The 26766-nt window shown below is 43.0% G+C and carries 31 protein-coding genes and 1 pseudogene; 19 read left to right on the top strand and 13 right to left on the bottom strand.

Annotated features, from left to right (window positions below):
- Together RID53_RS09465 and RID53_RS09470 are read right to left on the bottom strand one after the other, a co-directional pair.
- Positions 1-186: pseudogene (locus RID53_RS09465) on the bottom strand (hypothetical protein); the annotation flags it as partial.
- Positions 187-616: 430 nt separating this feature from the next.
- The gene (locus tag RID53_RS09470; protein ID WP_446387868.1) at positions 617-925 is read right to left on the bottom strand and encodes an IS630 transposase-related protein; all 309 of its coding nucleotides are present in this window, start codon (positions 923-925) and stop codon (positions 617-619) included.
- An 18-nt stretch (positions 926-943) separates the two neighbouring features.
- Here RID53_RS09470 and RID53_RS09475 point away from each other — a divergent pair, with 18 nt between their 5' ends.
- The 6 genes from RID53_RS09475 (at position 944) to RID53_RS09500 (ending at position 6026) form a co-directional block, all read left to right on the top strand.
- A complete protein-coding gene (locus RID53_RS09475; RefSeq protein ID WP_446387869.1) occupies positions 944-1387 on the top strand; it encodes a 3'-5' exonuclease in 444 nt (147 codons plus the stop codon).
- A gap of 110 nt (positions 1388-1497) precedes the next feature.
- Complete coding sequence (locus RID53_RS09480) at positions 1498-1785, top strand: type II toxin-antitoxin system Phd/YefM family antitoxin (RefSeq protein WP_446387870.1); 288 nt, start codon at positions 1498-1500, stop codon at positions 1783-1785.
- A 79-nt stretch (positions 1786-1864) separates the two neighbouring features.
- Positions 1865-2122, top strand: a complete 258-nt coding sequence (locus RID53_RS09485; protein ID WP_446387910.1) for a Txe/YoeB family addiction module toxin — start codon at positions 1865-1867, stop codon at positions 2120-2122.
- Positions 2123-2279: 157 nt separating this feature from the next.
- Positions 2280-4322, top strand: coding sequence for a sensor histidine kinase (locus tag RID53_RS09490; protein ID WP_446387871.1), 2043 nt, complete (start codon positions 2280-2282; stop codon positions 4320-4322).
- A gap of 5 nt (positions 4323-4327) precedes the next feature.
- Positions 4328-5026, top strand: a complete 699-nt coding sequence (locus RID53_RS09495; protein ID WP_446387872.1) for a hypothetical protein — start codon at positions 4328-4330, stop codon at positions 5024-5026.
- Positions 5004-6026, top strand: coding sequence for a ComEC/Rec2 family competence protein (locus tag RID53_RS09500; RefSeq protein WP_446387873.1), 1023 nt, complete (start codon positions 5004-5006; stop codon positions 6024-6026). Before RID53_RS09495 ends, RID53_RS09500 begins: the two co-directional genes overlap by 23 nt.
- Positions 6027-6104: 78 nt before the next feature.
- Here RID53_RS09500 and RID53_RS09505 read toward each other — a convergent pair whose 3' ends face one another.
- Both RID53_RS09505 and RID53_RS09510 read right to left on the bottom strand, forming a co-directional pair.
- On the bottom strand, positions 6105-6443 hold the full coding sequence (locus tag RID53_RS09505) for an element excision factor XisI family protein (protein WP_446387874.1): 339 nt from the start codon (positions 6441-6443) through the stop codon (positions 6105-6107).
- Positions 6431-6847 carry a XisH family protein gene (locus RID53_RS09510; RefSeq protein WP_446387875.1) on the bottom strand — a complete coding sequence of 139 codons (417 nt, stop codon included), beginning with the start codon at positions 6845-6847 and terminating at the stop codon, positions 6431-6433. The genes RID53_RS09505 and RID53_RS09510 overlap by 13 nt, the downstream gene beginning before the upstream one ends.
- Positions 6848-7076: 229 nt before the next feature.
- Between RID53_RS09510 and RID53_RS09515 the strand changes: the two genes are divergently transcribed.
- The 7 genes from RID53_RS09515 (at position 7077) to RID53_RS09545 (ending at position 13173) form a co-directional block, all read left to right on the top strand.
- Positions 7077-7247, top strand: coding sequence for a hypothetical protein (locus RID53_RS09515; RefSeq protein ID WP_446353212.1), 171 nt, complete (start codon positions 7077-7079; stop codon positions 7245-7247).
- Between the two features lie 72 nt (positions 7248-7319).
- A complete protein-coding gene (gene leuC / locus RID53_RS09520; RefSeq protein ID WP_446387876.1) occupies positions 7320-8723 on the top strand; it encodes a 3-isopropylmalate dehydratase large subunit in 1404 nt (467 codons plus the stop codon).
- A gap of 485 nt (positions 8724-9208) precedes the next feature.
- The gene (locus tag RID53_RS09525) at positions 9209-9586 is read left to right on the top strand and encodes a hypothetical protein (RefSeq protein WP_446387877.1); all 378 of its coding nucleotides are present in this window, start codon (positions 9209-9211) and stop codon (positions 9584-9586) included.
- A gap of 171 nt (positions 9587-9757) precedes the next feature.
- Positions 9758-10894, top strand: a complete 1137-nt coding sequence (locus tag RID53_RS09530) for an AAA family ATPase (RefSeq protein ID WP_446387878.1) — start codon at positions 9758-9760, stop codon at positions 10892-10894.
- Positions 10884-11471 carry a hypothetical protein gene (locus RID53_RS09535; RefSeq protein WP_446387879.1) on the top strand — a complete coding sequence of 196 codons (588 nt, stop codon included), beginning with the start codon at positions 10884-10886 and terminating at the stop codon, positions 11469-11471. The genes RID53_RS09530 and RID53_RS09535 overlap by 11 nt, the downstream gene beginning before the upstream one ends.
- A 355-nt stretch (positions 11472-11826) precedes the next feature.
- A complete protein-coding gene (gene leuD / locus RID53_RS09540) occupies positions 11827-12429 on the top strand; it encodes a 3-isopropylmalate dehydratase small subunit (RefSeq protein ID WP_446387880.1) in 603 nt (200 codons plus the stop codon).
- 75 nt (positions 12430-12504) lie between these two features.
- Entirely contained in the window at positions 12505-13173 is a 669-nt protein-coding gene (locus tag RID53_RS09545; RefSeq protein WP_446387881.1) for a hypothetical protein, read from the top strand.
- 87 nt (positions 13174-13260) lie between these two features.
- Here the strand turns inward: RID53_RS09545 and RID53_RS09550 are convergent, their stop codons facing one another.
- From RID53_RS09550 to RID53_RS09570, 5 genes are all read right to left on the bottom strand, one after another.
- Positions 13261-13614, bottom strand: coding sequence for a hypothetical protein (locus RID53_RS09550; protein ID WP_446387882.1), 354 nt, complete (start codon positions 13612-13614; stop codon positions 13261-13263).
- A 128-nt stretch (positions 13615-13742) separates the two neighbouring features.
- Positions 13743-15023, bottom strand: a complete 1281-nt coding sequence (locus RID53_RS09555; RefSeq protein ID WP_446387883.1) for a S41 family peptidase — start codon at positions 15021-15023, stop codon at positions 13743-13745.
- Between the two features lie 103 nt (positions 15024-15126).
- Positions 15127-15372 (bottom strand): hypothetical protein, encoded by a 246-nt coding sequence (locus tag RID53_RS09560; RefSeq protein ID WP_446387884.1) that lies wholly within the window; start codon positions 15370-15372, stop codon positions 15127-15129.
- 364 nt (positions 15373-15736) lie between these two features.
- On the bottom strand, positions 15737-18529 hold the full coding sequence (locus RID53_RS09565; protein ID WP_446387885.1) for a pentapeptide repeat-containing protein: 2793 nt from the start codon (positions 18527-18529) through the stop codon (positions 15737-15739).
- Positions 18530-18683: 154 nt separating this feature from the next.
- Positions 18684-19577 (bottom strand): D-alanyl-D-alanine carboxypeptidase, encoded by an 894-nt coding sequence (locus RID53_RS09570; RefSeq protein WP_446387886.1) that lies wholly within the window; start codon positions 19575-19577, stop codon positions 18684-18686.
- A 235-nt stretch (positions 19578-19812) separates the two neighbouring features.
- On the opposite strand from RID53_RS09570, the gene RID53_RS09575 reads away from it, so the two are divergent.
- From RID53_RS09575 to RID53_RS09590, 4 genes are all read left to right on the top strand, one after another.
- Positions 19813-20016 (top strand): hypothetical protein, encoded by a 204-nt coding sequence (locus RID53_RS09575; protein ID WP_446387887.1) that lies wholly within the window; start codon positions 19813-19815, stop codon positions 20014-20016.
- Between the two features lie 165 nt (positions 20017-20181).
- Positions 20182-20499 (top strand): DsrH/TusB family sulfur metabolism protein, encoded by a 318-nt coding sequence (locus tag RID53_RS09580; protein WP_446387888.1) that lies wholly within the window; start codon positions 20182-20184, stop codon positions 20497-20499.
- A gap of 20 nt (positions 20500-20519) precedes the next feature.
- Positions 20520-20930 (top strand): DsrE/DsrF/TusD sulfur relay family protein, encoded by a 411-nt coding sequence (locus RID53_RS09585; RefSeq protein WP_446387889.1) that lies wholly within the window; start codon positions 20520-20522, stop codon positions 20928-20930.
- A 20-nt stretch (positions 20931-20950) separates the two neighbouring features.
- Positions 20951-21331: a hypothetical protein gene (locus tag RID53_RS09590; protein ID WP_446387890.1), complete on the top strand. Its 381-nt coding sequence runs from the start codon at positions 20951-20953 to the stop codon at positions 21329-21331.
- 211 nt (positions 21332-21542) lie between these two features.
- Here the strand turns inward: RID53_RS09590 and RID53_RS09595 are convergent, their stop codons facing one another.
- The 3 genes from RID53_RS09595 to RID53_RS09605 form a co-directional block, all read right to left on the bottom strand.
- The gene (locus tag RID53_RS09595) at positions 21543-21665 is read right to left on the bottom strand and encodes a hypothetical protein (RefSeq protein WP_446387891.1); all 123 of its coding nucleotides are present in this window, start codon (positions 21663-21665) and stop codon (positions 21543-21545) included.
- A gap of 76 nt (positions 21666-21741) precedes the next feature.
- Positions 21742-22782, bottom strand: coding sequence for an ATP-binding protein (locus tag RID53_RS09600; RefSeq protein WP_446387892.1), 1041 nt, complete (start codon positions 22780-22782; stop codon positions 21742-21744).
- Between the two features lie 195 nt (positions 22783-22977).
- Complete coding sequence (locus tag RID53_RS09605; protein WP_044209540.1) at positions 22978-23295, bottom strand: DUF3155 domain-containing protein; 318 nt, start codon at positions 23293-23295, stop codon at positions 22978-22980.
- A gap of 126 nt (positions 23296-23421) precedes the next feature.
- Between RID53_RS09605 and RID53_RS09610 the strand changes: the two genes are divergently transcribed.
- Both RID53_RS09610 and RID53_RS09615 read left to right on the top strand, forming a co-directional pair.
- Complete coding sequence (locus tag RID53_RS09610) at positions 23422-23652, top strand: hypothetical protein (RefSeq protein ID WP_446387893.1); 231 nt, start codon at positions 23422-23424, stop codon at positions 23650-23652.
- 92 nt (positions 23653-23744) lie between these two features.
- Positions 23745-25175 carry a GAF domain-containing sensor histidine kinase gene (locus tag RID53_RS09615; protein WP_446387894.1) on the top strand — a complete coding sequence of 477 codons (1431 nt, stop codon included), beginning with the start codon at positions 23745-23747 and terminating at the stop codon, positions 25173-25175.
- Positions 25176-25284: 109 nt separating this feature from the next.
- Here the strand turns inward: RID53_RS09615 and RID53_RS09620 are convergent, their stop codons facing one another.
- Positions 25285-26529: an S-layer homology domain-containing protein gene (locus RID53_RS09620; protein ID WP_446387895.1), complete on the bottom strand. Its 1245-nt coding sequence runs from the start codon at positions 26527-26529 to the stop codon at positions 25285-25287.
- Positions 26530-26766: the final 237 nt, after the last annotated feature.

Below are 26766 nucleotides of genomic sequence, written 5' to 3' on the forward strand. Positions count from 1 at the left end.
TCTATATTGATGAGATTGATGTATTTTATCAGTTGATTTGTGGCAATAAGGACAGGTGGCTTTATTGGATTTATTCGCTAATTCAATTAAGATTTCATTTTCGGTTATAAACCAATAGTTAGTGGCTTTAAAACCCTCAAACTTGATAAGTTTTGTAACGAAAAATAAAAGGGAGTTAGATGGCATAGTATTAATCTTTGATTTTTGCTGTTCATTTTCAGAATACTTTATATCATAAAAGCTGACCTCAAATCAATGTACAGCAGGAACTCAAAGCAACTTTGAGTGTAAAAATATTTCAATTATTTGTTTTTCTTTACAGGTAATTTATCATAATTACTCTAGAAGAGCCAAAATTACCGTCACATAAAGCGCCGATAATACTTAGTCTATCTTGGCGTTTCCCGGGTCGCATACTATATAATCTTTCCCCTTTTTGGCTCCATCATTATGGATAGCTTTCATTATTGTTGATTCCGCTTTCATCTATGTATATTACCTGTTTTAGTCTATATTTGGCTAGTTTTTGTTTAAACTCGCATCTGGCGTCTTCACATCTCTCCTGATAGCCATAAGTTTTTTTTTACGAGTGTAGCCAATTTTCTTGAATCCTCTACTAATTGTATGATGGCTGACATTCCCCCACAGTTGAGCTAATTCTTTTTGAGTTTTGTCCGGGTTGGCTTTTCTCTAATTCTTTAAACTTATTCCAGTCTTTTATCACACATTTTTGAGCGGGTGGTTGGCTTTTTAAGGGAGCGGTAGAACCCGTTTTATCCCGCTGTTCTTTCCATCTATAAAGAGTTGGGCGACTAATCTTAAATGCCCGACTCACTTGACTGACTGACACACCATTCCCTATCAGCTCCAATGCACGTATTCGTATTTTTTGACTATAAGCGATCGCCATGGCTAGTAGATCCACTCTCTTGGTTGTACATTCTTGATTATAACTTGTAACTACACCAGCGCGAAGCGCTATACCATCAAGCTTATTTACCCCGAATATCAGCAAGGGAACAGATACGAAGAGTTACGTGAAAAAATTATTGATCAACTGCTTCGGAGTTGCGAAATAGTTCAAGGCAGGGACTGGGATGCAGTGCTAGGCGATTTTGAAGGTTATGACTCAGTGCCAATTATGACTATCCATAAAAGTAAGGGCTTAGAGCATCATACTGTAATTTTTGTTGGGCTGGACGACGATGCATGGTGGAGTTTTCCGAATCAACCTGAAGAATCTCGTTGTGCTTTCTTCGTAGCGTTATCGCGTGCAAAGCAACGTATTATTTTCACTTACTGTAAGCAACGTAGTCAAGGGAGGAATAAAATCTCTTCTCTCTATGATATTCTGAATAAGGCTGGAGTGAAAAATGAGCAAATTTAACCTGAATGGCACTAACTTAAATGATTTCAGTGGGAGAGTCACGCTAAGATCACATCAGAGACAGTTTAACTGTACCTAACTTATTAAACCAATAGACCAACTATAAGACAATGCAAAGCCAGATAACCTACACCCAAGCGTGTAGTAATTTTGACAAAATTTATGAAGAGGCTATTGCCAGCCGCGAAGCCGTCATTGTTACTCGTGATGGTTCTGAGAGTGTCGCGATTATTCCGATCAACGAACTGAACCGCATCATAGAAACAGCTTATTTATTTCAGTCACCAGAGAATGCAGCGCGTCTGCTTGCGGCGATACAACGTGCCAAGGCGCGGACTTTTCCGCCTCGCAGTATAGACGATTTACGTCAGGAGTTTGGACTTGGCGAAGAAGCGTAAAACGTCTCAATCGGAGTATCCAGAATCTGAACCTCCCCAGTCTGAACCCGCTCAGGAAGAGAGATTAGAACGTGATCTTGTGTTCGACTCCCAATTTCTGGAAGATCTGGCTTACTGGGTACAGACAAATAGAAAAATTGCACTCCGGCTTTTATCGTTAGTAGAACAGATAAGCCGTTATCCCTTTACAGGAACAGGAAAACCTGAACGATTGAAGTATCAGGATGCTAATATCTGGTCGCGCCGTTTAACTCAAGCTGATCGCATCGTTTATATGGTGAGTGATGACCGCATTGATTTTCTCCAAGCTCGATACCACTATAGCGATCGCGGATAATTGAGATAAGAGAACTCTCGCCAGCGATGACACCTTGTTATAGAGCGTTTTCTTTCCTCGATATGAATACATAGGAGAACTAAGGCTGCTAGACAAATTTCATGATTTACAATACGAGGTACAGAGCGATTGGTTTTCAAATCACAGCGATACGATCATGCATTTTAAGTTTTCACCCAATATCCTGAATAGATTAGGTGAAGAACTGATTCCTAATCCTGACCAAGGAATTATCGAATTGGTGAAGAATTCTTATGATGCTGATGCGACCCAATGTACAGTAGAGCTTATCAATACTGACACCACAGGTGGTTCCATCCTGATTTCAGATAACGGTATTGGTATGGATCTCGCGGCTATTAGTGAGGGATGGTTTGTATTAGGTCGGTCAAAAAAAGCTGCCCGCGAACCTACTGCTCTGGGACGTTTACCTGTTGGTGATAAAGGATTAGGTCGGTTAGCTGCGTTGAGACAAGGGTCGAAAGTACACTTAAAAACCCGACCTAAAAATGAACCTGAAGTTGAGTATTCTCTGACTATTAATTGGCAAGATTTTGAGCAAGCATCTGTTGTGGAAGACATTTCCTTCAATGTCCAAAAAGATATGACTAACTCGCCACAAGGAACTGAAATTTTCATTCAGGATTTAAGTATAAAGTTTGGTCGGCGAGAGGTAAAAAGATTAGCAAGAGAACTTTTATTCTTGGCAGATCCATTTGATAGTCGTGTCTCTTTCCGCCCTAGGCTGATTGCTCCAGAATTTGCTGATCTTGAAAAACAAGTCAATGAGTCTTATTTGAAGGATGCTGAATATCATTTGAAGTCGTCAGTTAATGGAAATGGAGTTGTAGAAGCCTCCGTATTAGACTGGAAAGAAAACTTGCTATTTCAGGCAAAGGATAGTGATATTTCTCAAGAAAACTACAAAACAGTACCCGCAAAATTTGAGTTATGGGTATTTTTACTAAATCCTCAAAATTTCTCTGCAAAAACAGCTTCTTTCGGACAGGTTAGAGAATGGCTATCAGAAGTTGGTAATGTTCATTTATACCACAGGGGTTTGCGGGTGAAACCCTATGGCGACCAAGGAGATGATTGGCTGAAATTAAATTATGCACGAGCAAGAAACCCAGAAGTACGTCCCTCGACCAGTACTGTTATTGGTCGGATAATTGTCAATGATCCTGATGATCGGTTGATCCAAAAGACCGATAGACTAGGTTTTATAGAAAATGAAGCTTTTATTGAGCTAAAGCGCTTTGCCATTGATGTATTGAACTGGATGGCAAAAGAGAGGCTTAAACAAACTGAAAATAAACGACAAATAGTCAAACAAGAATCGAGTCGGGATGTCATTTCTGCTAAAAGAAATATTGAAAGTGTTATTGAAAAAGCGGTGCCACAGCAATCCCGTGACACAGTACGCAAGGTAATTCAACGGTACGAAGAGGTAAAAGAGCGTGAAACAAAAGCACTACGGGAAGATCTTCAACTCTATCGAAGTCTGGCGACAGCCGGAACAACAGCAGCCGTTTTTGCTCATGAGTCTGGTAAACCTGTCACGTTAATCGAGAAAGTCGCTAAACGAATAGAAAAAAAAGGTCAAGAACTACCAGGAGAGATATATTTCAAATCTTTTGCAAAACCAGTAGAGATCCTTCATAAAGTCAGCAAGTCGTTACTGAGTTTTTCCAGGTTTCCTTTGCATTTATTAAAGCGAGAAAAGCGTAAAACGGGTCGTGTTGAGGTTAGCCTTGTCATTGATGATATACTTGAACTATTTTCTCCTTTTCTTAAAGACAGCAAAATAGAGGTAGTAAAAAGTAGTATTAATAATCAGTATTTTATTCTCGGAAGTACGGCTCTCTTAGAAGCGATTATTACGAATATTTTGACTAATACCATTAATGCTTTTAATGTAGAAGGTTCACGTACAGAAGGACGCCAGGTAAGGATCGTTACTGAAATTATCGAAAGTTACGTGCAGATCAAAATTTTAGATAATGGTTTAGGAATTAGAGATATAAACTTAAATGACATTTGGTTACCGGGTCAAACAACTAAACCAGGTGGGACAGGATTGGGACTAACTATAGTTAAAGATTCAGTGACTGACTTGGGAGGAAAAGTGCAGGCAATTGCTCAGGGAGAATTAGGTGGAGCAGAATTTATCATAGAACTACCACTTGTTGGAGGTTAGCTGTTATGACAGTTATTCAATCTAATCAGAAAATAGCGATAGTTGATGATGAAGCAGAATTAGCAGAAGCAACTGGCTGGGAAGTAGAGGACGCTGGGTATGAACCTTTTTTAGTCGTCACGGGTCATTTTACAAACGTCAATGATTTAGCCTCAGTTATTTTAGAAAATACTCAAGGTGCTATTTGTGATAATCGCTTGACTAATTCTGGACTGGCTAATTTTTCGGGTGCTGAATTAGTTGCCACCTTGTATGATCTGAAATTTCCATCATTACTGATATCTCAGTTTGTGGAAATTGACACTTCTTTTTCCATTAGAAAATGGAGACAAAAAATTCCTGTCTTGTTAAGTCGAGACAAAGCAAATGCGTCAAGTATCAGCAAAGGAATTGAAGCTTGTCAACAAGAACTTGCTGGTCATCTGCCAATTACCAGAAAACCTTCTAGAACATTAGTAAGAATTGCCAACGTTGACCAAGCATCTAATGAACCTGTGGTTGATGCCTTTGTTATTGGTTGGAATCCCCATAAAGCCGTCCGTTTTCCAGCTTCACTGATTCCTGATGCTATTCGAGCTGATGCCCTAAGAAAAGGTGTCCGTCTATTTGCTCACGTTAATATTGGAGCGGATAATGCCGATGATTTATACTTCGATAAATTTGAGTTAGCACCTGAGCCAGATGACGATGATGGACTTGCCTGAACTTATTATTGTAGATGTTGGTCACGGTAATTGTTCTGTTCTCCGAGATACAGAAGGTGTGGTTGTTATTGACTGTCCCTATGGCAATACATTAAGAGAAATTATTGAGTATAGATCGATTCAATTCATTTCCCATATTTTAATTTCTCATGCAGATGCAGACCATATTGCAGGTATTGTTAATCTGCTATTAGATGAGAATCTCAAGATACATAATATTCACTTAAATCCTGATGCCATTAAAAAGAGTGAAATTTGGCAGGATCTACGAATTGCTTTAAAAGATGCCAGAAAACGTTTTGGAACGGTAGTTTCAACGGAATTAACTACAACCAAGTCAGGAACGTTAAATATTGGTCAAGTAGATATACAAATTCTGGCTCCAACACCTGAATTGATCCTCGGTGGTGCTGGGGGAAGAGATTTACAAGGGAGGCGATTGACTTCCAACTCCATATCTGTTGTGATTGGCATAGTCCATAATTCTCACCGAGTCGCCATATTAGCGGCAGATATTGACAAAATAGGATTGGAAAATCTGCTACAGGACGAACCTGATATCAGCGCGGATATACTTGTCTTTCCTCATCATGGCGGAAAACCGGGTGGCGCAGATGGTAAAGCATTTGCTCAAGAGTTATGTGATTTTACAAAGCCTAAGTTGATAATCTTTTCAATTGATCGCAATCGTTTCAATAATCCTCGTGAAGAAATCATAGAGGGGATAAGCGTATCGGTTCCAGAGGCTCATATTTTGTGTACTCAGCTATCCAAACAATGTGCTGAAAATCTGCCCAGTTCTGAACCTATCCATTTAAGTCGTCTTCCGGCTAAAGGATGGTTTAAAAACAGTTGTTGTGGAGGAACTGTCTCAGTTAATATAAAGGGTGGGGAAACAACTTATACTAAAATTGATTTGCACAAAGCATTTATTGACGATCAAGTGCCTACCCCAATATGTCGGAAGTTTCAGCCAAGATCTTTGTCCGATTCTAGGTAGGGCTTGCTGCAACAATTAGAACCCCTTAAAAATAAAGGTTTAGACGAAGATTATGGCAGCTTATGGGGGAACGTCAGGTTAACCTGAGGCAAAATCTGTATATTTTCGTACATTAGGTGCGTGATAAGCCAAGACAATCTCTTGCTTCGGCACTCCTTTTTCAACTAACTGATCGGCGATCGCGTCTTCTGTGCCATCATGTTGCACCCAAATTTTGCCATCAATGATATCAACATGGATGGCACAACCGTAGATTCGAGTGTTGTTATTTTTCCAGCCTAAATTGACAAGCTGATAGTGATCGCATTCTCGATCGAAAACAGTTTGACTTTTGATCGGATCATTGGGAGAACGCAACTTCGCCCTTGCCCTCAGCAAATCCTGAATTAGTTGACGATACCAATCTAATTTATCCATTGAGCGATCGCCTCCTTGTCAATATCATAAATGATTAAAGGGATTTGGTTGCGCTGAATCACAGTTTGAATGAATGGATACTTGAAAAGCCGTTTATAAATCTCTAATGGAACGGCTAAATATAATCGTCTATCAGCCTCTTCTTCTTCCAAGGCAATACGATAGTTAATAAATTGCCCAATGGCAATGTGGAATTCTGAGATTGTCGAAGTTGCCAGGAACGTTTTAATTTCAACAGCAATTTTTTCGCCATCTTTGGTTGCCGCAATTAACCGCTCTGCACCTAAATCTATATAGAAATCCACAAACCCTAAATCGATGCGATAGGGGTCATGAGTGATTGTCCAGCCCTCATGCTCAAGGGCAGTTCTAACAAGCTGATGAAAGGCATCTTTTGCCGGCATTGTAAACCTTAGTCAGTTAGTAGTGACGTGGCACACCTTATTTGATGAATTACAATTATATCCAGAAACCGTAGGGGCGCAGGTTGTGCGCGTTCAATGGTCACATCTATCCCACAATTTTAGCTGTGTCAGGTCAGTAGAATTTGTTCGGCAAAGCCACAATTCACTATCTTAGCCCTCGCTGGTGCGTTACGCTGTCGTTGATGGGGCGTAGACTGACCTAAGAGGAATGGCACTGACTGGTATGCTGGTGGGCAATGCCCACCCTACGGTAGCTCAAGGGTTTTGGTGTTCCCAAAATGCTTATTTCAGTGCTATTCGACCTAAGAGCGATCGCACATCCTCCAGGAACCATGCGATCGCTCTTTTAATGGTCAGATTCATGCTACAGTCGCGATAAAATAGAAGGCTCCAGCATCTATCCCCATAGATGACTGGTGATTATCTTTAATCCTATAACGACCTTTTGCAGATGAGCGAGAGAACACTATTCGATAAAGTTTGGGACTACCACACCGTCGGTACTTTGCCTTCGGGTCAAACTCAACTCTTTATTGGTTTACACTTAATCCACGAAGTCACCAGTCCCCAAGCCTTTGGGATGCTGGGGGAAAGGGGATTGCAGGTGCTGTATCCCGATCGCACGGTGGCGACTGTGGATCATATCGTTCCCACCGAAAATCAGGCGCGTCCTTTTGCGGATGTTTTAGCCGAAGAGATGATGCAGGTGTTGGAGCAAAGTTGTAAGGATTATGGGATTCGCTTCTATAATATTGGATCGGGGAATCAGGGGATTGTCCATGTGATTGCTCCAGAACAGGGATTAACTCAACCCGGAATGACGATCGCCTGCGGGGATTCCCATACTTCGACTCATGGTGCGTTTGGTGCGATCGCGTTTGGGATTGGTACCTCTCAAGTCCGGGATGTCCTCGCCTCGCAAACCCTCGCCCTGTCTAAACTTAAGGTTCGCAAAATTGAAGTTAACGGGAAACTTCCTCCCGGTGTTTACGCCAAGGATGTGATTCTGCACATCATCCGTACTCTAGGCGTCAAAGGTGGCGTTGGCTACGCTTATGAGTATGCTGGCACAACCTTTGAGCAGATGACGATGGAAGAACGGATGACGGTGTGTAATATGTCCATTGAAGGCGGCGCCCGATGTGGTTATATTAATCCCGATCCGGTGACGTATGAGTATCTCAAAGGGCGAGATTTTGCGCCGAAAGGGGAAGACTGGGATAAAGCGGTGGAATGGTGGAACAGTATGCGTTCCGATGCCGATGCCGTTTATGATGATATCGTCACCTTTGATGCGGCTGAGATTGCGCCAACGGTGACGTGGGGAATTACACCGGGACAGGGAATTGCCGTAAATGAAGCGATTCCCATACCCGATAGCTTACCCGAATCAGAACGTGCGATCGCCGAAGAAGCCTATCGGTATATGCAGCTTATCCCTGGTGCGCCGATTCAGGGGACAAAAGTGGATGTTTGTTTTATCGGAAGCTGCACCAATGGACGATTAACGGATTTACGAGAAGCTGCTCAATTTGCCAAAGGAAAGCGAGTTGCACAAGGGGTGAAGGCGTTTGTTGTTCCGGGTTCAGAACGAGTCAAAAAAGACGCCGAAGCCGAAGGATTGGATAAAATCTTTGTGGAAGCGGGGTTTGAGTGGCGCGAACCGGGCTGTTCGATGTGTTTGGCGATGAATCCGGATAAGTTACAAGGGGATCAGATTAGTGCATCCTCCTCAAACCGTAATTTTAAAGGGCGTCAGGGTTCAGCTACGGGACGCACGCTGTTAATGAGTCCAGCGATGGTGGTAGCGGCGGCGGTTAACGGGAAGGTTTCTGACGTTAGACAATTATTGTGAGTAGCCATAAAGCCAGCCAGCCAGCCAGCCAAGAACTAAAGTTCTGGCTAAAAGCTAAAACCCGTTAAAACGGGTTCAAAGATTTATGGCGTGACCTAGCTAAAATGGTGGAATAGGTTGTAGGTTGGGTTGAGGAACGAAACCCAACAAAAGATAAGGCTAAAGTTCTCTTACTACAAGCCGAATCTAATTCATCAAATAAGGTGGGTCATGCCACTAGTAAGCTTTAGGTTCCGGAAATTTCTTTCCTGGCTTCTACGTTGGTGCTCTTCGGCTTAAGTCAATTTTATGTAGGGTGGGCAAGTATTATAACGCGGGAAACGCTTATATTAGAGTTAGTGAATCTTGCCCACCGAGCGAGTCATTTGGGGTGTATTACCAATTTTGCCAGATCTCAGTTAAAACGGGTTGAAATTAAAGTATAGTGAACCGTTTGAGCCGGAAATTGCGTTCCAGGCTGATGTTACAGCAACGGAGGGAATACTATGAATATCAGAGCGATCGCGCTTGCTACCATTCTCGGTCTATCTGCGCCTACAATTACCGAGTTTATCATTAAAACACCTGTCGTCGCCCAAGCGAGGGTTCCTCTGGGGACTTTCCAAGGGGGTGAATGGTCGCTCACCATTAACTATAGCAACAACGCCCTGACGTATTACGGGACTAATCAACGAACTGGCGATAACCTAATCCTCAGAGGTGCAAAAGTGCGGGGAAATCCTCAACGCCGCCTTTATATCTGGCAAAACGGGGATTATCAGTATCAAGTCGCATGGCGTCCCAATGATCCAAGAATTATTCGTCTCCAGGTATTCAATCCCGCAGGACAAGAAATTCTTAATCGCCTTCTCTATGAGAATTAGGGATGAACGGCAGTAGCTGATAATATTAGGTAGGTTGGGTTAAGGCATACACCCCAACCTAATTCATCGGTTGATTATATATTATCAAATGGTAAATAAATTTAACCGATTACATAGGATTTATGACTCTCAACTGTATGGTAAAATCACGACTAAACTAGGATATGTTTTATGTTGACTAGAATTTACATTGATAACTTTAGATGTCTTGTCAACTTTGAGGTAAAACTTGAGAACAATATCAGTCTGCTTTTAGGCGGTAACGGATCGGGTAAAACCACTGTATTTAATGTAATTGAAAAACTCCAAAAATTCATAATCGGCAATATAAAGGTTTCAGACCTTTTTCCAAGTTCAGATTTAACCCGATGGGAGACTCGTTCAATTCAGAAATTTGAACTGGAAATTAAGGGAAATGGCGGCATCTATAACTACTCCCTAGAAATTGAACATCAAGGAGATTATTTTCCCTCAAGAATGCGTCATGAGTCTTTAAGCTTTGATGGACAACCACTCTCAACGTTTAGTATTCAGATCGAGCAAGGTAAGCCTGTCGGTCAAGCAACTATCTATAATGATGATCCAACTCGACAAGGCGCATTTCTTCCATTTGTTGATTGGTCACGTTCTGTAGTAGGTTTTGTGTATGAAAGGCAGGAAAATAAAAAACTGACTTGGTTTAAAAAACGGATATCTAATTTTTTTATTGTACACATCAATCCCTTGTCTATGGGTGAAGAGAGTCGTCAGGAAGATACCCATCCAGCATGGGACATGTCAAATTATGCAGCTTGGTATAGTTATCTGTCTGGCGAGCAAGGTAAGATTTTTAATCTGACCATAAAACTAAGAGAAATTATTGATGGATTCGATGCGTTTAGAAATAAGCCCATTGGAGATGCAAAAATCTTATCATTATCTTTCCCATCGTTAAGTGAAGAACCTTACAAGCTGAGCGAAATATCTGACGGTCAACGAGTTCTGATTGCCCTCTATACCTTAATATATTGTGCGCCGGATGAAGATTATACCTTGTGTATTGATGAACCGGAAAATTATCTCGCCTTACCGGAAATACAGCCTTGGCTGAATACACTTTTTGATCAATGTTCAGGTGCAGATAGTCACGGACAAGCCATTTTAATCTCCCATCACCCTGCACTCATTAACTATTTGGCTAGTAGTTCTGGTTATTGGTTTGAGAGAGCCAATGAAGGAATTATACGTCTACAGTCCATTACCGACCAACAAGATACAGGATTATCACTGGCTAAACTAATCGAACTGGGATGGATTTATGACGAGTAAAGACCATAAACCAGAAGTCGTTATTTTATGCGAAGATATTGCTCACGAACGATTCATCAGACAGTATCTTATCTGTTGTGGATTCGAGGAGCGCAAAATCAAAAATTTTCCTAATCTCAAAGGAAGGAAAGTCAACAATAATAATGACTTCGTTATCAAGCATTATGCACCTCTGGTTAAAAGCTACAGACGCAAAAATTTTCAAAATCGTGCCATAGTCGTGATGATTGATGCCGATACGAATAGCATAAATGACATATTACGCTCTTTGCATATAGCATTAGACGAGCCGGAAGGCAAGTTAAATCGAGACCCAAGATTACCTAACGAGAAAATTGCCATTTTTGTACCAGCCAGAAATATTGAAACCTGGTTTTATTATATTAGTATTGAACGCAATTGCGATGAAACGACAGATTATAAGAATTCTCCCGCAATTAGAAAATGGGATAGCATCGATTTAGCTAAAGCCTCGGCAACAAAATTATCAAGGGAAATCTGTCCTCAAGGACTTGATAGTAATGCCCTGTCTTCCTTACATCATGCCTGTGATGAGTTGAGAAGACTTCTCGATTAGTAACCTGACACAAGTCTATGGGGAATTCTTATTGAATCAACGATAAACGAATAGATGTCTGTCTAAACAGTTATCCTTTCTTTCTACCTTACCATCTTACTTCTTTCCTTCTGCAATCTGCCATCTTGACTATATCTGAGCCAACAAATTTTGCATATAATACCAAATCTGGGTTAGCTAACCCCGTTATAACCCAGTCCGCGCAGGCGGACTCCCCTTCGGGAAGGCTTCGCCTATGTTTGTGTAGCAGCGATTTCAATCGCCTCCTCTTGGTGGATTTGGTATAACCTATCAACCAAACTCACCCTTAGCCAAAATAGAGATATATTTTTTATAGAAAAAAAGGAGTGAATCCATGAGTCAAGTGAAAACCGTCTCAGGACGAAGTGTTCCCGTTGTGGGTAATGATATTGATACTGACAGAATTATCCCCGCTCGCTATTTGCGCTGTGTTACCTTTGAAGGATTAGGAGACAAAGCTTTTGCCGATGACCGCGCCCAGGCGAAAGGACAACATCCGTTTGACCGTCCCCAGTATCAAGGGGCAAACATTTTAGTGGTTAACGGCAACTTCGGCTGTGGTTCTTCGCGGGAACATGCGCCCCAAGCCCTGCAAAAATGGGGGATACAAGCCATTGTCGGTGAAAGTTTTGCGGAAATCTTCTTTGGTAACTGTTTGGCAATGGGGGTTCCCTGTGTTACGGCTGAACCGGAAACGGTGAAGCAGTTACAGAGAATCCTGGAAGAGAATCCGCAAGCGCCGATAGCGGTAGATTTAGAAGCCATGGACGTTCGCTGTGGTGACTTCCAAGCCTCTGTGTCAATGCCTGAAGGAGTACGGCAAACTTTGATTACAGGAACGTGGGATAGTTGCGGACAATTGGTGAAGCAAGTTGACCAAGTTCGGGAGACAGCGGCGAAGTTGCCTTATCTGAAGTGGGAAACCGCGACAGTATAGGATAGGCAACGTCTCATCTGGATTAAGATAGTAGGGTGGGTATTACCCACCCCAAAACTCATAAAATTTGAATATATGAAATTGGATCAACTATTTCTTAATGAGGCATTTTCTAACTATGTAGTTTTTCTTGCTGGAATATTTATTGGTATAGTAGGATGGGCAATTGTTAATTATTTATCTCGCAAAAAGCCTCAAATAATAGGAGTTAATAAAGTTACTGAATCATCACTTTTAGAAATAGATCGGCAAATTGAAAAGGATATAAAGGTAGAATATAGAGGTAAATCTATCAATTCTTTATATCAAACTTCCTTTCATATTTTTAATAGAGGGGATGTCACAATTGATAATATTAATTTACAGATATATATCGAAGATACAAATTTAAGTAATAATGTTATTTATTATTGGGTGGCTGATCAATGTGATAAACAATTAAAAAATGCTTCTTCTTTGTTAAAAGATGGAATAGAAATAAAAATAGATTTTCTCAACCCATTGAAGCTTTATAAAGAAAAAATTATAGTCAATATTTATTCTTCACAACCTTTAAAAACTAAAGATGCTAGAGGAAGAGGAAAAGGATGGGGAGTTGAATATTTTGATCAAATTAAATACAGAGAAGAACTTGATGCAAACCTATATTTATCAAGCTCAGGAAGTTGGGTAAATCTGATCAAAGGAATTTCAGGGTTCTTATTTATAGTTATCGAAGGTCAGGGGAAAACTTCAAGGAAATAAACTTGCTTATGGCATAGTCTATTTCCTAGATTGTTGGGTGGGATTGTTGGGTGGGATTGTTGGGTGGGTATTACCCACGCCACCTCTTTAAGCCGCTTTTTTGAGCGAATTATTAAGCAGCACATTACCGCTAACATCAACACTCAAGTCTTTTCCTGGCACGTATCCTTTCTGCACCCACTGTTTATAAAGGGTAAATGAAGTAATTCTATGAATTTCCTGCATTATATCCGCAGGAATCAGGTTTTCAACCGCCCAAATAATGGAGTCTGGTTCAAACCACATCACACGTTCAATACTGACAACTAACACCGCCGCAATATATTCAAGAGTCAGTTTGGTCGTTAAATCGGCAATTAGGGCTGACCCAATTTGGCTGTTGCGAGTCATGATTGCTCTCGCCATCCGGTCAGTTTCTCGGTCGAATTCCAAAGAGTTCATGCTGGGCTTTTGCGTTTTCTGCCTAGGATTTACGGGTCTGGAGTCTCCACCAGAACGTTATTGTTTCGCTAAGTATACCCAAAGGTAGATGTCAGTTGGTATAAATTGTGTCTAAAAATAACATAATTTCACTCTTGAACGGCTTCTAGCGCCACCTCTAGCGCCCGTTCTTTTTGCGGATCAGCGCCTTGGGCGTATTCTGGGGAGAAGGGAACCAGGATATCGGGTGTTACGCCTTTTCCTTCTAGTCGTTCGTCTCCATTCACGTAGACATCAGCGACGGCGACATAAAGCAAGCTACCATCGGACATGAGAAATGGACGCCCCGCCACCACAGCGCCAGGGGTTGGCGTACCGACAACGGGTCCGATTTTGAATTGCTGGAAACCATACGCCAGAATTTCTTTAGCGCTGCGGCTTCCTTCATTTACCAGCATGACGACGGGTTTATTCCAGCCTGCGTAGTGAGTATATTTTGTACCATCCCGGAAAATCGTGGTTAAGCTTAAGTTTGGAGCGGTGTAGATGTTCAGGGCGGTGAGTGGTGAACCTCCCCATCCATCTCTTAAGTCTACGACTAGAGTGTCTGCTTGTTTGAGACGACCATAGATGAGTTCTTCCTCAAGCTGTTCTTGATAGTCATCACTGGCGTAAGACCAGATATGAATATAGCCGATTTTTTTACCTTGTTGTTCAATTATCTCCGTGCTGGCGTCCATAGCGTCGAGATACATGGTGGTTGTATCCAGCAATTTAGGGGTGACGGTGATTTCTTGCTGACTGTTGGGATTTGGCGATCGCTGAATTACCATTTTGACAGGAGTACCAGCTTGATCGGCAAAGGATTCAATGGGTTGGAAGGGGCGATTATCTACACTCAGAATGCGATCGCCTACTTTTAATCCGGCTTCAGTGGCTGGACTTCCTTCGAGAATGGCGCTGATAAAGGTTTGGTTGTCGATCGTTTTGGTGACGATACCAATGCCAGTATATTCTAGTTTGCCAGTGGGAAAAAAGGGTTTGAGTTGTTGGCGTAAGTCGCGGTTTCTGGGTGCAAAGATTCCTAAGACTTGGTAGTAGGCGGGTTGGTTGGGGATGTAGAGGTGGGTGTGAGAGGTGTTGAGTTGGGATAGCATTTGATTGATTAGGGTGGCGGCGGCTTCCCTGGATTGGGTTTGGCGGATTTGGGGTTCATAGTCGTCTTTGATGGTTTGCCAGTTAACGCCGTTAAAGTTGGGATCGTAAAAGTTATCGTTGACGGTTTGCCAGACTTGGTTAAAGAGTTCAGTTTGGGGGTTGGTTGGTGTGGAATGGAGGGGGAAGTTGAGCCAGCTAAGTAGGATTAGACAGAGGCTAATTAGGGTGGCGATAATTAGGCGGTGATTTCGAGGAATGGGAAATAGTTTCATAGTGGAAGAGTGGGAGATATAAGCCTAGAACTAAAGTTCTGGCTTAAAGCTTAAACCCGTTAAAACGGGTTCACAGATTTATCCAGTAAGTTCGATCCTTACTTTAGCTTGAAGATGATAACTTTATTGGCTGGCGTCCAAGTTGGCGTAAATATTGGGGTGAGAAGTTCTCGCGATCGCGCTTTGTTTCTAGGGTTGTTTTGGCTAAGGTGGAATTGTGGTGATCAGGCGTGATTTCGGGTTTAGGGTTGAGAGGTGGAAAGGTTGGCTTTTTTAACGCAGAGGAACGCAGAGGGAAAGCGCAGAGGAACGCAGAGGGGTTGGCGGTGAGGAAAGTTTCTGATATCAATGTAGGGGCGGGTTTTATGGTTATCGTCTTTTTTTACCCGGATGTTAGTAAACCCGCCCTTTTACAAGGTGTTATTGAGTCAAAGTAGTAGTTGGGCGGAGTGGTTACAGTATCAAATTGGTGAGTTGTTCAGGGCTAAGATTTATCGCTGTCTTCAGTTTGCACTTTAAGTGAAGCTTTTTATATCCGGCTCTCTTAGACTGGTTATGGCAAATTAGCAATTTAAATGAGCTTAAACCCTTAAATAGCAAAGGATATAACAAAATAAAAAGCCTGTTTTATTAAAATTGCTTTTTTGCATCTCCATGATTCTTGCTTAGCAAGGATTATAGAGATTATTTTGTAGTAATTTATCATAGCTAGTCTAGAAGAGCCTTATATCCTTACCCTCAAGAATTGTTCCTTGAAGATTGGCTTGTTCAAGATTTGCCCCGCCAAGATTAGCCCCTTCAAGATTTGCCTCCACAAGATTAGCCCCTTCAAGATTCGCTATTTCAAAATCCGCTTCCCTAAGATTGGCTCCCCTCAGATCCGCCATTTCGAGACTCGCACCAAAAAGATTTGTCCCCCTAAGATTGGCTCCTTTAAGATTGGCTAACCTAAGTTGTGTCCCGAAACACTGTGCCTCCACAAGATTTGCCCCGCCAAGATTTGCCCCATTAAGATTTGCATCCACAAGATCTGCCTCCACAAGATTTGCCTTCACAAGATTTGCCTCCACAAGATTTGCCTCCACAAGATCTGCCCCACTAAGATTTGTCCCCCTGAAATTTGCCCTGTAAAAATTGCGAAATGAGAGAAAACATTTTTTCAAATTCAGAAAACTTAAACATTCTGAGGTAAGTATGTTTTTCTTTCCTATCTTATTCACTTGCAACCTTGATATCCATGTTCCAAACGCTTCAGGAGAATGCCAATTAATCTCTGAAATTTCCTTAGTCACCCTCGCACAAGCATTTAAGACAGCCAATAACGCTTCCTCTGCATTTCGCGCCTGTCGCATTTCTTCCTGAAAATTCGGTCGAGGATTTAAACCCTCCATCGGCATTCCCTGACGCAGCATAAACTCAATCAAGCGACATAATGTTTTCTGCCAATCGCGAACCTCTGATAAATCCTGTAAACGCATTTCATCACAGACGAATTGGAACAGGTATTCATCCATGGCTGATAAACCGCAGAGAGTCGCCCAAGTTATTAATGCCTCTCGTTCATCACAACCTTTGCGAAAATTACGCTTACGTTCTTCTAAATCTTCATGGATAAGCCGAACTCCCTCAATAATACGTTTTCCTGTCAGATATTCCCCAAAGCTTTTATGGGTAAACTCAAAGGTTTTCTCGCTATTCCGGATCTCTCCACTTTCGCGAAAGTAAAAAGCAGTCAGCAAACGAGTGATACTGGCTCTTGAGTCTTCTTGTAAGGTGGCTTGAAAGCGATCTAAAATTTGCCTGAGTCCACTATTATCGCAATGATCCTCAATTTCTTTGACACTGGTTGTCCTACCATCTCCATGCCAGCAAGCCAAGGCAATTTCCTCTAAAATACCGATAAATTCTTCTTTTGTTATCTCTTCAATCGCACGATGTTGTCTATTCGTGCCTTCATACCCTCGCTCGTAAACAGCATCCAGCAAATCAGCATAGATTTCATTCAGATTCGTATCTTTTGAGAATCGCAGCTTATCCCGTTCAAAGCTTAATGCTACTAAATAATTTAATAATGGTTGTGCTGTAATTTCAACCAAATTATCCTTGTCTAATTCTGGCGGTAAACCATCATAATGCTTGCCTTTTGCCTGACCATAAGATTGCCACCAAACCTGGCGTTGATCTTCCTCAAGCAAATTTTGATCATCAATATATTTTTGGCGATCGCTTTCTTTCTCGGTCACAAAATAGGGCAGAATATAGAGAAGTTGATGCGGTTTGCGAAACTTGCTGCGGTTCGCCTGTACCACAACTTCTCGTCCCGTAATCAAAACCTGTACGCGAAGATGCTGATAATTAAATCGGTCAACTTCGCGCCGGACTTCTTCGACAAACTCTTTAGCCGTTTGTTCGGCAATTTTACCCTGCATCGATAGCTCATCTAAGCCATCAAAGATAATCAGTAATCGCGATTCTCCATTTTCTCTGTCCAAGGGATTGTGAGACAAGAATCCTTCAATCTGGACAAACTCCCCTACCGCTTTTACTAAATCATCTGCTAATTTAAATAAGTGGAGGGGAATAAACAGAATTGGAATTTCTCCCTTTTCCGCTTGTTGTGCGGCAAAGATTTTAGCAAAGGATGACTTACCACTTCCGGGTTGTCCACTGATTAAGCGAATCGCATCATCTGCTTCAGCATTCTGTAACCAGGTTTCTAGTTCACTATTGAGATCTACGATAACTCGCTCATAGTCTTTACTCTCACTAATCCCTCGTTCTAATTTTCGCTCTGATTGTCCCGCCACCTCTTGCTCATAGTACGCCCGTAATGGCACATAAACTTGTTTGAGGCTAAATGCTTCCCAAAATATCGGTTCATCTACCCGCTTTTGCAGCCGTGCGCGATACCGTAGCCATCCCTGTTCTCGTCTCGTGGCTTGAGTGAAGGGTGTATCCAGAACTTCTTTTAAGGCAATATAAACTTGGGAATGCTTAACCCATTGGTCATTTAAGGCAAAAACAAAGTAAGCGGGGAGGCGACTACTGATCATTTCCGCTTCAACTTTTTTCTCGACATACGCCTCTAACCACTGAGCAAACCCCGTCTTCGCTTCTTGGACAATCGGCAAGTTTTGGGGATGCTGGAAAAAGTCGAGGTCAAGGATTAACTCGTTACTGGTTAACGATGTATTGAGGTGGTTGTACAATTCTGTAAGATTATCGGGTTTCTGGATTAGGAGTTCCCTATTTTCGTGTAACAAGTCTTGCATCGCTTGTATCAGGGAACGCACAATCAGCAATCCCGCAATTTCTCCCGGTTTTGCTTCTAATCCCAGGTTTTCGAGAACCTCAACGCCACTTTCCGCCAAGTCATCCCATTTCAGAAACGCGCCGTTAATGGCGGCTTTACCCAGTGAGGCGAATAAACCCTTGGGATTGGCTTTTATCTGTTTTTTCCAGACTGAAACAGGCTTTTCGACTTTAATTCCCGGTTCCCCTGCCATAAAATTAATGGATGAAAGATTGTGCTGTTTCTAGCCTAACTAACTTTTGCAGTAGGAAACCCCCTTTTTGCCTTGGCGACTAGAAGTCGCAGCTACACAAACAAAGTCCGCCTACGCGGACTAGACTATTTCGTCCGACTACTGACAGCAACGATTACTGACAAGGCGTTAACTGAGCCAAACGCAAAGTAATTTCATCAATCGCCCCCACTAATACCTGTCCCGATTGAGACGGTTGATTCACCATAATGCTAAACAGAATCGTCCCATAATAGGGATGTTCCAAATACCCAGACAGACTTCTCACTCCCCGTAATGTCCCCGTTTTCGCCCGAATTCTGCCTTGAGTTTCAGGTAACCGTAAGCGATTTCTCAGGGTTCCATTTACCCCGGCAACGGGTAAGGAACGATAAAATAAATCATTCCCCTTGGCATACATCATCGCTTTTAATGTCGCGATTAATGCTTGCGGTGTGGCTACATTCTGCCGGGATAAACCTGAGCCATCAACCTGTCGAAAACCATTGGGGTCAACGCCTAAGGATGCTAACGTCTGCTTCACAGCAGAAGGTCCACCAATGTAACGCAGGAGGCTATCTGCATAGCTGTTACTGCTTCTCTGGTTGGTGACTGTCACCCATTCATCTAACGACTTTGATTGAATTAAGGCTCGCGAATCCAGCCGTTGTAAAGCGGCGGCTGTGGTAAAAAGTTTGTTATTGGAGGCTGGGATGAGAAATTGATTGGCGTTGTGGCTGTAGGAAATCGCCGGATTCGATACCGATTCCACTACAATCCCCCATTTGCCCCCCGCTAAATTGGGACGATTAATGATTGAGTCGATATACAGTCCCAAAAAATTGGGACAAACGCCACTTGTTCGACGTTCTGGAGGCGGAACAAAAATTTCAATCGAATCGGCGCTTTTGGTTAAATTAGCCGCCGTTGTCGCCCTGGCGATGCTGGGAGTCATGACATTACCCATCGCCATCATACCGACGGTGAGCATGGCTAGGGATTGCTTCTGCCAAGGATTCATTGGTTTCATCGTCTGCAAGTCTTTACAATCTGGGCATCGTGAGAGAGAGCATGAGCAAAGCGCGATCGCTAATTGAGCAAGATAACATGATGCGGCTCATTGCGGCACGATAAGTCTGCTCTGTAGGTGAGAATGCACGGACGTAGCATACTACATCTCTATACAATTCCATCAATTGCCAGGAATTATCCCTGAACACTGAACACCTTAGATCAACAGGGACAGGGATTATGTTCCCGTCATTTTGCTTTATGTCGTGGTTTTACTGGCTCAAACCGTTGTCCTCAGGACAGTTTGCCGTTTTTCCAGGAAACGTTCTTTTTCCGCCAATCTCCCCATCCCCCATCACCTTAAGTTCGACACCCATGGTTGTGCCGATAACCCTACCTTATCCGGTTCCCTGTCTGATGACGCCGAACGGTTTCTACACAAAAATCAACATTCTTGAAAGTAGCCGATTAAAAATTAAACATTATTTAAAGAATAACAATTGACAAACCCGCGAAAATGTGAACTAAAAATAATCTTGTCAATAAATTAAACCTGTATTATAGTTAGGAGTCCTGGCATTATTAGTGCTTGATTTGACTAATCGGTTGGAGCGCCAAGCAGAATGGCAAAGTATTTCTTAATCGAATCAAGGAGTTCCTTTGATTCAACCCAAGTAAGTCAGAATTATCAGTTGGCATCAGATTTAGCCAATGCTGGCAATGAAACCACCTTGTTTCTGGTGGAAAATGGCGTATTAGCCGCTCGTGCGGCGGCAGCGAATAGTTTAGCAAATCTCAAGGCGGTCAATGTATTGGCAGATGATTTTTCCCTGAGAGAACGTGGTATCTCAGAGACAGAACTGGGCGATGGCGTGCAAGTGGCTAGCATTGCGGCTGTGGTTGATGCCATGGCAGAAGGACAAAAAACAATTTGGCTGTAACCTAAGATAAGCGAACAAAAATGAGTACCAAAACCTTAACCTTTTCGATTATGGATGGTCCTTTTGAACAAGCAAGGACAACCACGGCGTTTCGGATGATTCATGAGGCAATTGAGCGTGGGTATAATGTGAATGTTTTTGCTTACGAAGGGGCAGTTTCTTTAGCCTTTGCTCATCAAAAACCCCATGCCAATGCGGTTCATGGGAGAAGTGTGGAGGAAGAAGATCATCCCTTAACTAAAGATTGGATTGCTGCATTACAGGAAAAAGCCAAAGCTAAGGGGTGTCAATTAGATTGGATTAATTGCGGGCTTTGTGTAGACGAGCGAGGGGTAAATGAAGCGATTGATGGTTGTCGTCGTGGTAAACCTAGTGATTTATGGAAATGGGCGAGTGAGTCGGATGGAACGTTAATTATTGCGACGAAATAGGAAGGATTGGAGATACTAAGATGAAAGCGCTACAAATCATTGAATCTGCTTATCGCTGTACGATTGAAGAACAAGATGATCCCTGTGTTTGGATTTCCCAAGCGATGAAAGGTGCTGGGGCTGATTTGGATATTCTGCTGAGAGGGAATGCGGTGAATTATGCCGTGAGTGGACAAGATGCATCTGGACTTGTGTTTGGAGATAAGTCACAAACCCAACCACCTAAACTGGATCAAGATTTGCAGGGGGCCATAGAGAAGGGAATTACGGTTTATATTGTGGCAGATGATGTCAAATCTCGTGGGATTCCTGAAGGGAAAATGATTAACGGTGTGACTCAAATTGCTCGTCAGGATTTGCCAGGGTTATTTGGTAATTATGATCAAATTTGGCATTGGTAAAAGTTAGCGGTTATGTAGAGACATTCCAGCGAAACGTCTTGATACCTTCGTTAGTAGAGGCAGGTTTAGCCCATGTAGGAGGAGGGTTTAGGGACTCTGTAGGGGCGGGTTTAGGGACTCAAGTCAGCTATTCACCGATAACAAAAAAACAAAACCCGCTCTAAGTCATAATTATCAGCGCCTAACCTGACTATAAAACAGTCAGAATATCTCATCGTCCAGCATAAGTCACCCTCTCGCTCGTCAAATCCAAATCTGGCAACGTCGGTGAGACAATCCGCTCATTATCCTGAAAAACCTGTTCCTCATAAAGCCCTTCAACCCACTCCAGCACCGTAACTTTTTCGGGGATGTGATCGTCATAATTACCAAGCCTCTGCCAAAGACATACCTGTTCTATCAGTCAGCAACTAAAACAATAAACTCAATAGCAGCAAAACGACTAAAATAACTCCAATTAAAATAGCCGTCCCCACCATCAAATTACCAATCTCATCCACAGTCCCCCGAATCCCTCTCACCATCCGCCCTAAATTTAAGGGAAACCGAACCAATACCTGCAACGGAAGCGGTAATTGGTGCAATTCAAAACTATATCCAGGAGTACGCCTTGCTTCCACTTCAAACCTCCCCTTAACCCAGTTTATATCTCGCCCCTGCTGACGCGCTTCCCAAAGTAAACTTCCGGCTAACTGCAATAAAAAGGGATGCGTACCCCCCAATTGTTTTGCCAATTTCTGATCTGGGGGACTCAACGCCGCTTGTCCCTCTTTACCCTGACTATCGGATAAACGCACTAATTTCCACGCCTCCTCCTCCCGCAATTCCCCCAACGCCAACACCTGACTCAAATTAAAAAACGGCGAGGTGAGACGATACCGATGCTGATAAAATTCCAATTTCCGGGGAGACGCTACCACTACCATTAACGCACCACTATCAACAAGCGATCGCAGGTTATCAAAGAATCCATCATCAAATTCCCGATAATGACGGATTAGTACTTCAAAGTCATCCAAACAGAGTACCGCTAACACGCCTTGTCGTTTCCAATGTCCCATGGCGCTACTAAATGCCAAGCGGTTAAACTGTGGAACTCTCAGCGCCTCCATTAACCTCGGTTGACGCTGCACTTGGGGATGATTCCACAACAGTCGCCCAACCTTATGATAAAATCCCTCGTCCCCATGACAGTCGGGATTCTGAAGCGAAAGATAAATGCTAATAAACCGATCCGGTTGAGAAACGTATTCCTGATACGTTTGACAGAAGTGATAAAGCAGCCAGGATTTGCCAATGCGTCTGCGCCCAACCACATTTAAGCTACCGGGTAGGGTACCTGTCATCTGAGTAGTCATCTGTTGCAACTCCTCGTGGCGTCCCACAAAAAATCGGGAATCCGCGATCGCTGCACCGACTATAAATGGACAAGACGGTTGCACTGAACTCATGAATCAGAGGAAAATGACTCGACAAGCATACTCAACAGTTATCATTTTCTTCTACTTTGCAACCTTTCTCCTTCCCTTCTGCCTTTTGCCTTAATAAAAAATTAGGCAATTCATCTCACCCCCCTAGCAGGAATGAAATGAATTGCCTCTTGACAAGTGTCAAAGCACTGGTCAATTCGTAAGATTTGGCTGTAGTCAGCGGCTTTGAACCGCAACTACCGCCTTTTCGACAGGAGCATCAAGCACCCGCAGACTGGGAAACAGAAAATGATTTTCCTCAACATATTGAGCGCCAAATAAACCTTTTTCTGCCCAGAAATAACGGTCTGTCGTATGCTCATTTCGCTTAACTAGTAGCAAAGCGGGCGGAATAATCCCGGCTGATTGAATATATTTACGTGCTGCTGTAACCGGTTTATCTTCACCGCTTTCTAGATTATACTGAGGCACATGTTCTAGGATCTTGCGCCCCTCTTGGCGGCGGCGACTCTTGCGTTTACGTCTTCTTGCCAACCTCTTTACCTCCTCTTTTTGCCGACAGTTGTAATGTTAGTTACAAAAGCCGTCGTAAGTATATCTGCTTGAATCTGAAATATCAATATCTTTTTATTCTTTGATAGATCTACCTAAAATGCCTCAATGCTAAGTTTGAAAGAGGCTTTGAGCGATGACCCTTTAAAAATCACTACTAAAAAAATTAATTTTTCGTTAAAAAAGTTCACAAAAAGCCGCCGGAGAGGGCTGGGAGGCTGGGAAGATGAGGGAGATGAGGGAGATGGGGGAGATGAGGGAGATGGGGAAGATGGGGGAGATGGGGGAGATAATAAAGAACAAAGGACAAATGACTGTCATCCTACACCTTTTGGGTAATAGTCAGTCGTGTCAATTGTTCGACATTATAGAAAAGGAACCTCTATTGGGTTCTGTCGTAAAAGCCCTCTGGTGGTGATCACGCAATTCTCATGTTCATTCCTGCTAGTTCAGAATTTGTCGCCTTGTGTCAATCACAGGTTGGAATACTCACTCAAAGTCTAGGCGCGGCGTTGAGTGCGGTATATTTAACAACGGATAAGCTTGACGAGGCAGCGCAACCTAAGCTGATTCCGGTAGTGGTCTATCCAGAAGCGGCGATATGGGAAGAGGAGGATACGGAGTTAACATTGCCCGATCGCATGAGTTCAGTAGATACGATTCCCCGCCTTGCTGAAGCTGTACCTCGCCTTTTGCCTCAACCTGCTGACGATCACCATCTCCCCGATTCCACCTCACTCTCTCAGGACAACTATCCCTTATCTCAAGGACGGCAAATGGTTTTGCCTCTAATCCACGAAGAAGTAGTTATGGGATTATTAGTCACAAGTCGCGATGATCGACCGTGGAATGAAAAAGAACAGACAGCGATTGAACGCATCGCTGGAACATTGACACTTGCTTACTTAATGGATCGGCGTCGGGCTTGGTTTGAGCAGGAATGGACTCAGCAACGCCGCCTCCAAGCACAGCAACGGGATCGGCTTGATGATATCCTGCATCAATTTCGCAATCCTTTAACTGCGTTGCGAACTTTTGGCAAACTGCTACTCAATCGACTGCAACCCGATGATAAAAATCATAACGTTGCCGCTAGTATTGTGCGAGAGAGCGATCGCTTGAAGGAACTGTTACAAGATTTTGATGAGTGCTTAGATGAGAATGCACAAACCAGTGAACCTTTAACCTTACCTGCATCAGCCAGCGCCGCAACCTGTCCCCTCTCCGAATCAGACGAGAATGGTAAAATTGTAGCTCCAGTTAACTCAGAATCAGACACAGACGCATCCGCCATTCCTTTACTTCCGGGTAAACCCCTAATTGTCGAGTCATTCACCATCACCGAAGTATTAGAACCCCTGCTCATTTCCGCCCAAGCGATCGCAGGAGAACGGGATTTAGAATTACGTTACTCGATTCCCCAAGACTTACCCCCTGTGCGGGCAAACGCTAGGGCGTTACGAGAGGTCTTAAATAATTTAATTGACAATGCCTTAAAATACACACCCGCTGGGGGGCAAATTGATGTGGAAGCAGGTGTGGGTCAACCTAAAGATGAGGCGAGGACAATGGTAGGAATTGCGATTACTGACACTGGAGTTGGAATTCCGCCCCAAGACATCGAGCATTTATTTGAGCGGCGTTATCGTGGGATTCAAGCCAACACAGGGATTCCAGGGAGTGGTTTAGGGTTAGCGATCGCCAAAACACTGATTGAACAAATGCAGGGTCAAATCGAGGTCTTTAGTCCGGCGCAGTCCCCGTGGATTCAATCTCAGTCAGACCCAGCGATTCAGAGATCGGGGGAGGAGTCAATGAAGGGAACAACGTTTGTGGTTTGGTTACCAACTAATGAATCATGAATTTGAATTAATGAGTCAAAAAAACACTGAATGACCCCAGCGAGAGTCTATCTCACCAAGATCCCCGACTTCTCCAAGAAGTCGGGGATCTGTGTACCCTCTGTGTACCCTAGTTGGTGCTGATGACTAAATTCTCATCAAGTGTGATATCTAAATCGGTATCCGGTTCAATCACAATCAAATCCACACTGTTGCGACCGAGGAAGCGTTGGATTAAGCTCAATGCTACACCAGAGCCTGTACCAATCAACAATTCTTCCGTCGCGATCGCCCGATCTCCGGTTACCGCTGAAATCGCCGCCGCCGCCGCTGTACCGAGTGCAGCATTCTTGACCAGATTCCCGACACTACTACCTTGAGTAACTGTTTCAGTTGTGGTGATTACTTCAGACGCCGCATCAATCGTCATTTGCTGACCATTCATCACCAGTTTCTCGGCGATAAATTGAGCGCCACCATCTGTAGAACGCAACTCACCCACAACCTCACTACCCGCCGGAATCAATACTTTACCATCAGAGGTTGTGATATTCGCATCGACGGTTAATGTTAAGGGTAATTGTTCGTCTTCTTCAGCGATCAGAATTTTCTCTCGGATATATTTAACGGGAATAGTTGTACCCGCAGGAATCGTGAAATTTTGAGCAACAGGCGTCGGATCAGCAATGTACTGCGAACTGACAACTTGTGCTTCTCCTTCACTCACCAAAGCTTGGTAAATAAATGCCGCAACTTCAGCACGACTAGCATTCCGCTGGGGATTTAATGATTTAACGTTAGGATAATTCACCACCAAGCGTTCTTCTGTAGCAGCAGCTATTGGTGTCCGCGCCCAACTGGAAATGCGAGAGGCATCATTGTAGTAATTTAAAACACTGGTTGAACTGGCTGAATAATCCAAACCATTTGCCAATGAAACTAAGACTTGTTCACGGGGAATATTTTGTTCGGGTCTAAAAACATTACCCGGATAACCCGTTAAAAATCCCGTTTTATAAGCATCTTGAATGGCAGAATACGCCCAGTATCTTGAGGGGACATCAACAAAGTTCGTTGAACCCCGTTGATCGGCTTTATTAAAAGCCTGATTTGCCTTACGCATCATAGCCGCAAACTGGGCGCGAGTTACAGGAGCATCCGGTCGGAATGTACCATCCGGAAAACCAGCAATAATATCCCGTTGGGCTAATTCGGTAATAAAGTCTTCCGCCCAGTAGGTAGAAGAAACATCTGAGAAATTTGTGCTTTGGGCAAGGGCTGATGTGCCTGTGGCGAAGGGCGCGATCGCACCAGCCGTTAATCCAAAGGCTAAAAATGCAGCGGTTCCAGATTGCCAGGGATGAAAGTTAGACATTAAAGGCGTTCTCCAACACGAATCGTTTTGTTTGTTAATTTACTAGACCGTTTAGAATTCCAGATGTTCCTAAAATTTTCCTACCCATTCATTAGATAAAGTTTAGCAAGAAAATGTTTTGCTCGTCACTGCTTTATGGGAACATTTTCAGTGTGAATGACGATCCGTCCGGACAATTAGTTGCCAAAAAATAAAAAATCCTCTACTGACTTTTAGAGTAAAGGATAAAAGCTGAAT

The organism is Coleofasciculus sp. B1-GNL1-01 (assembly GCF_040220235.1).
GTDB lineage: Bacteria > Cyanobacteriota > Cyanobacteriia > Cyanobacteriales > Coleofasciculaceae > Coleofasciculus.

Bases quoted from the DNA above. Each gene is read 5' to 3' on its own strand.
- RID53_RS09480 (WP_446387870.1), top strand. From the start codon at position 1,498: ATGCAAAGCCAGATAACCTACACCCAAGCGTGTAGTAATTTTGACAAA.
- RID53_RS09490 (WP_446387871.1), top strand. From the start codon at position 2,280: ATGCATTTTAAGTTTTCACCCAATATCCTGAATAGATTAGGTGAAGAA.
- RID53_RS09495 (WP_446387872.1), top strand. From the start codon at position 4,328: ATGACAGTTATTCAATCTAATCAGAAAATAGCGATAGTTGATGATGAA.
- RID53_RS09500 (WP_446387873.1), top strand. From the start codon at position 5,004: ATGACGATGATGGACTTGCCTGAACTTATTATTGTAGATGTTGGTCAC.
- RID53_RS09505 (WP_446387874.1), bottom strand. From the start codon at position 6,443: ATGGATAAATTAGATTGGTATCGTCAACTAATTCAGGATTTGCTGAGG.
- RID53_RS09510 (WP_446387875.1), bottom strand. From the start codon at position 6,847: ATGCCGGCAAAAGATGCCTTTCATCAGCTTGTTAGAACTGCCCTTGAG.
- RID53_RS09515 (WP_446353212.1), top strand. From the start codon at position 7,077: ATGGCACTGACTGGTATGCTGGTGGGCAATGCCCACCCTACGGTAGCT.
- leuC (WP_446387876.1), top strand. From the start codon at position 7,320: ATGAGCGAGAGAACACTATTCGATAAAGTTTGGGACTACCACACCGTC.
- RID53_RS09525 (WP_446387877.1), top strand. From the start codon at position 9,209: ATGAATATCAGAGCGATCGCGCTTGCTACCATTCTCGGTCTATCTGCG.
- RID53_RS09530 (WP_446387878.1), top strand. From the start codon at position 9,758: ATGTTGACTAGAATTTACATTGATAACTTTAGATGTCTTGTCAACTTT.
- RID53_RS09535 (WP_446387879.1), top strand. From the start codon at position 10,884: ATGACGAGTAAAGACCATAAACCAGAAGTCGTTATTTTATGCGAAGAT.
- leuD (WP_446387880.1), top strand. From the start codon at position 11,827: ATGAGTCAAGTGAAAACCGTCTCAGGACGAAGTGTTCCCGTTGTGGGT.
- RID53_RS09545 (WP_446387881.1), top strand. From the start codon at position 12,505: ATGAAATTGGATCAACTATTTCTTAATGAGGCATTTTCTAACTATGTA.
- RID53_RS09550 (WP_446387882.1), bottom strand. From the start codon at position 13,614: ATGAACTCTTTGGAATTCGACCGAGAAACTGACCGGATGGCGAGAGCA.
- RID53_RS09555 (WP_446387883.1), bottom strand. From the start codon at position 15,023: ATGAAACTATTTCCCATTCCTCGAAATCACCGCCTAATTATCGCCACC.
- RID53_RS09565 (WP_446387885.1), bottom strand. From the start codon at position 18,529: ATGGCAGGGGAACCGGGAATTAAAGTCGAAAAGCCTGTTTCAGTCTGG.
- RID53_RS09570 (WP_446387886.1), bottom strand. From the start codon at position 19,577: ATGAAACCAATGAATCCTTGGCAGAAGCAATCCCTAGCCATGCTCACC.
- RID53_RS09580 (WP_446387888.1), top strand. From the start codon at position 20,182: ATGGCAAAGTATTTCTTAATCGAATCAAGGAGTTCCTTTGATTCAACC.
- RID53_RS09585 (WP_446387889.1), top strand. From the start codon at position 20,520: ATGAGTACCAAAACCTTAACCTTTTCGATTATGGATGGTCCTTTTGAA.
- RID53_RS09590 (WP_446387890.1), top strand. From the start codon at position 20,951: ATGAAAGCGCTACAAATCATTGAATCTGCTTATCGCTGTACGATTGAA.
- RID53_RS09600 (WP_446387892.1), bottom strand. From the start codon at position 22,782: ATGAGTTCAGTGCAACCGTCTTGTCCATTTATAGTCGGTGCAGCGATC.
- RID53_RS09610 (WP_446387893.1), top strand. From the start codon at position 23,422: ATGCTAAGTTTGAAAGAGGCTTTGAGCGATGACCCTTTAAAAATCACT.
- RID53_RS09615 (WP_446387894.1), top strand. From the start codon at position 23,745: ATGTTCATTCCTGCTAGTTCAGAATTTGTCGCCTTGTGTCAATCACAG.
- RID53_RS09620 (WP_446387895.1), bottom strand. From the start codon at position 26,529: ATGTCTAACTTTCATCCCTGGCAATCTGGAACCGCTGCATTTTTAGCC.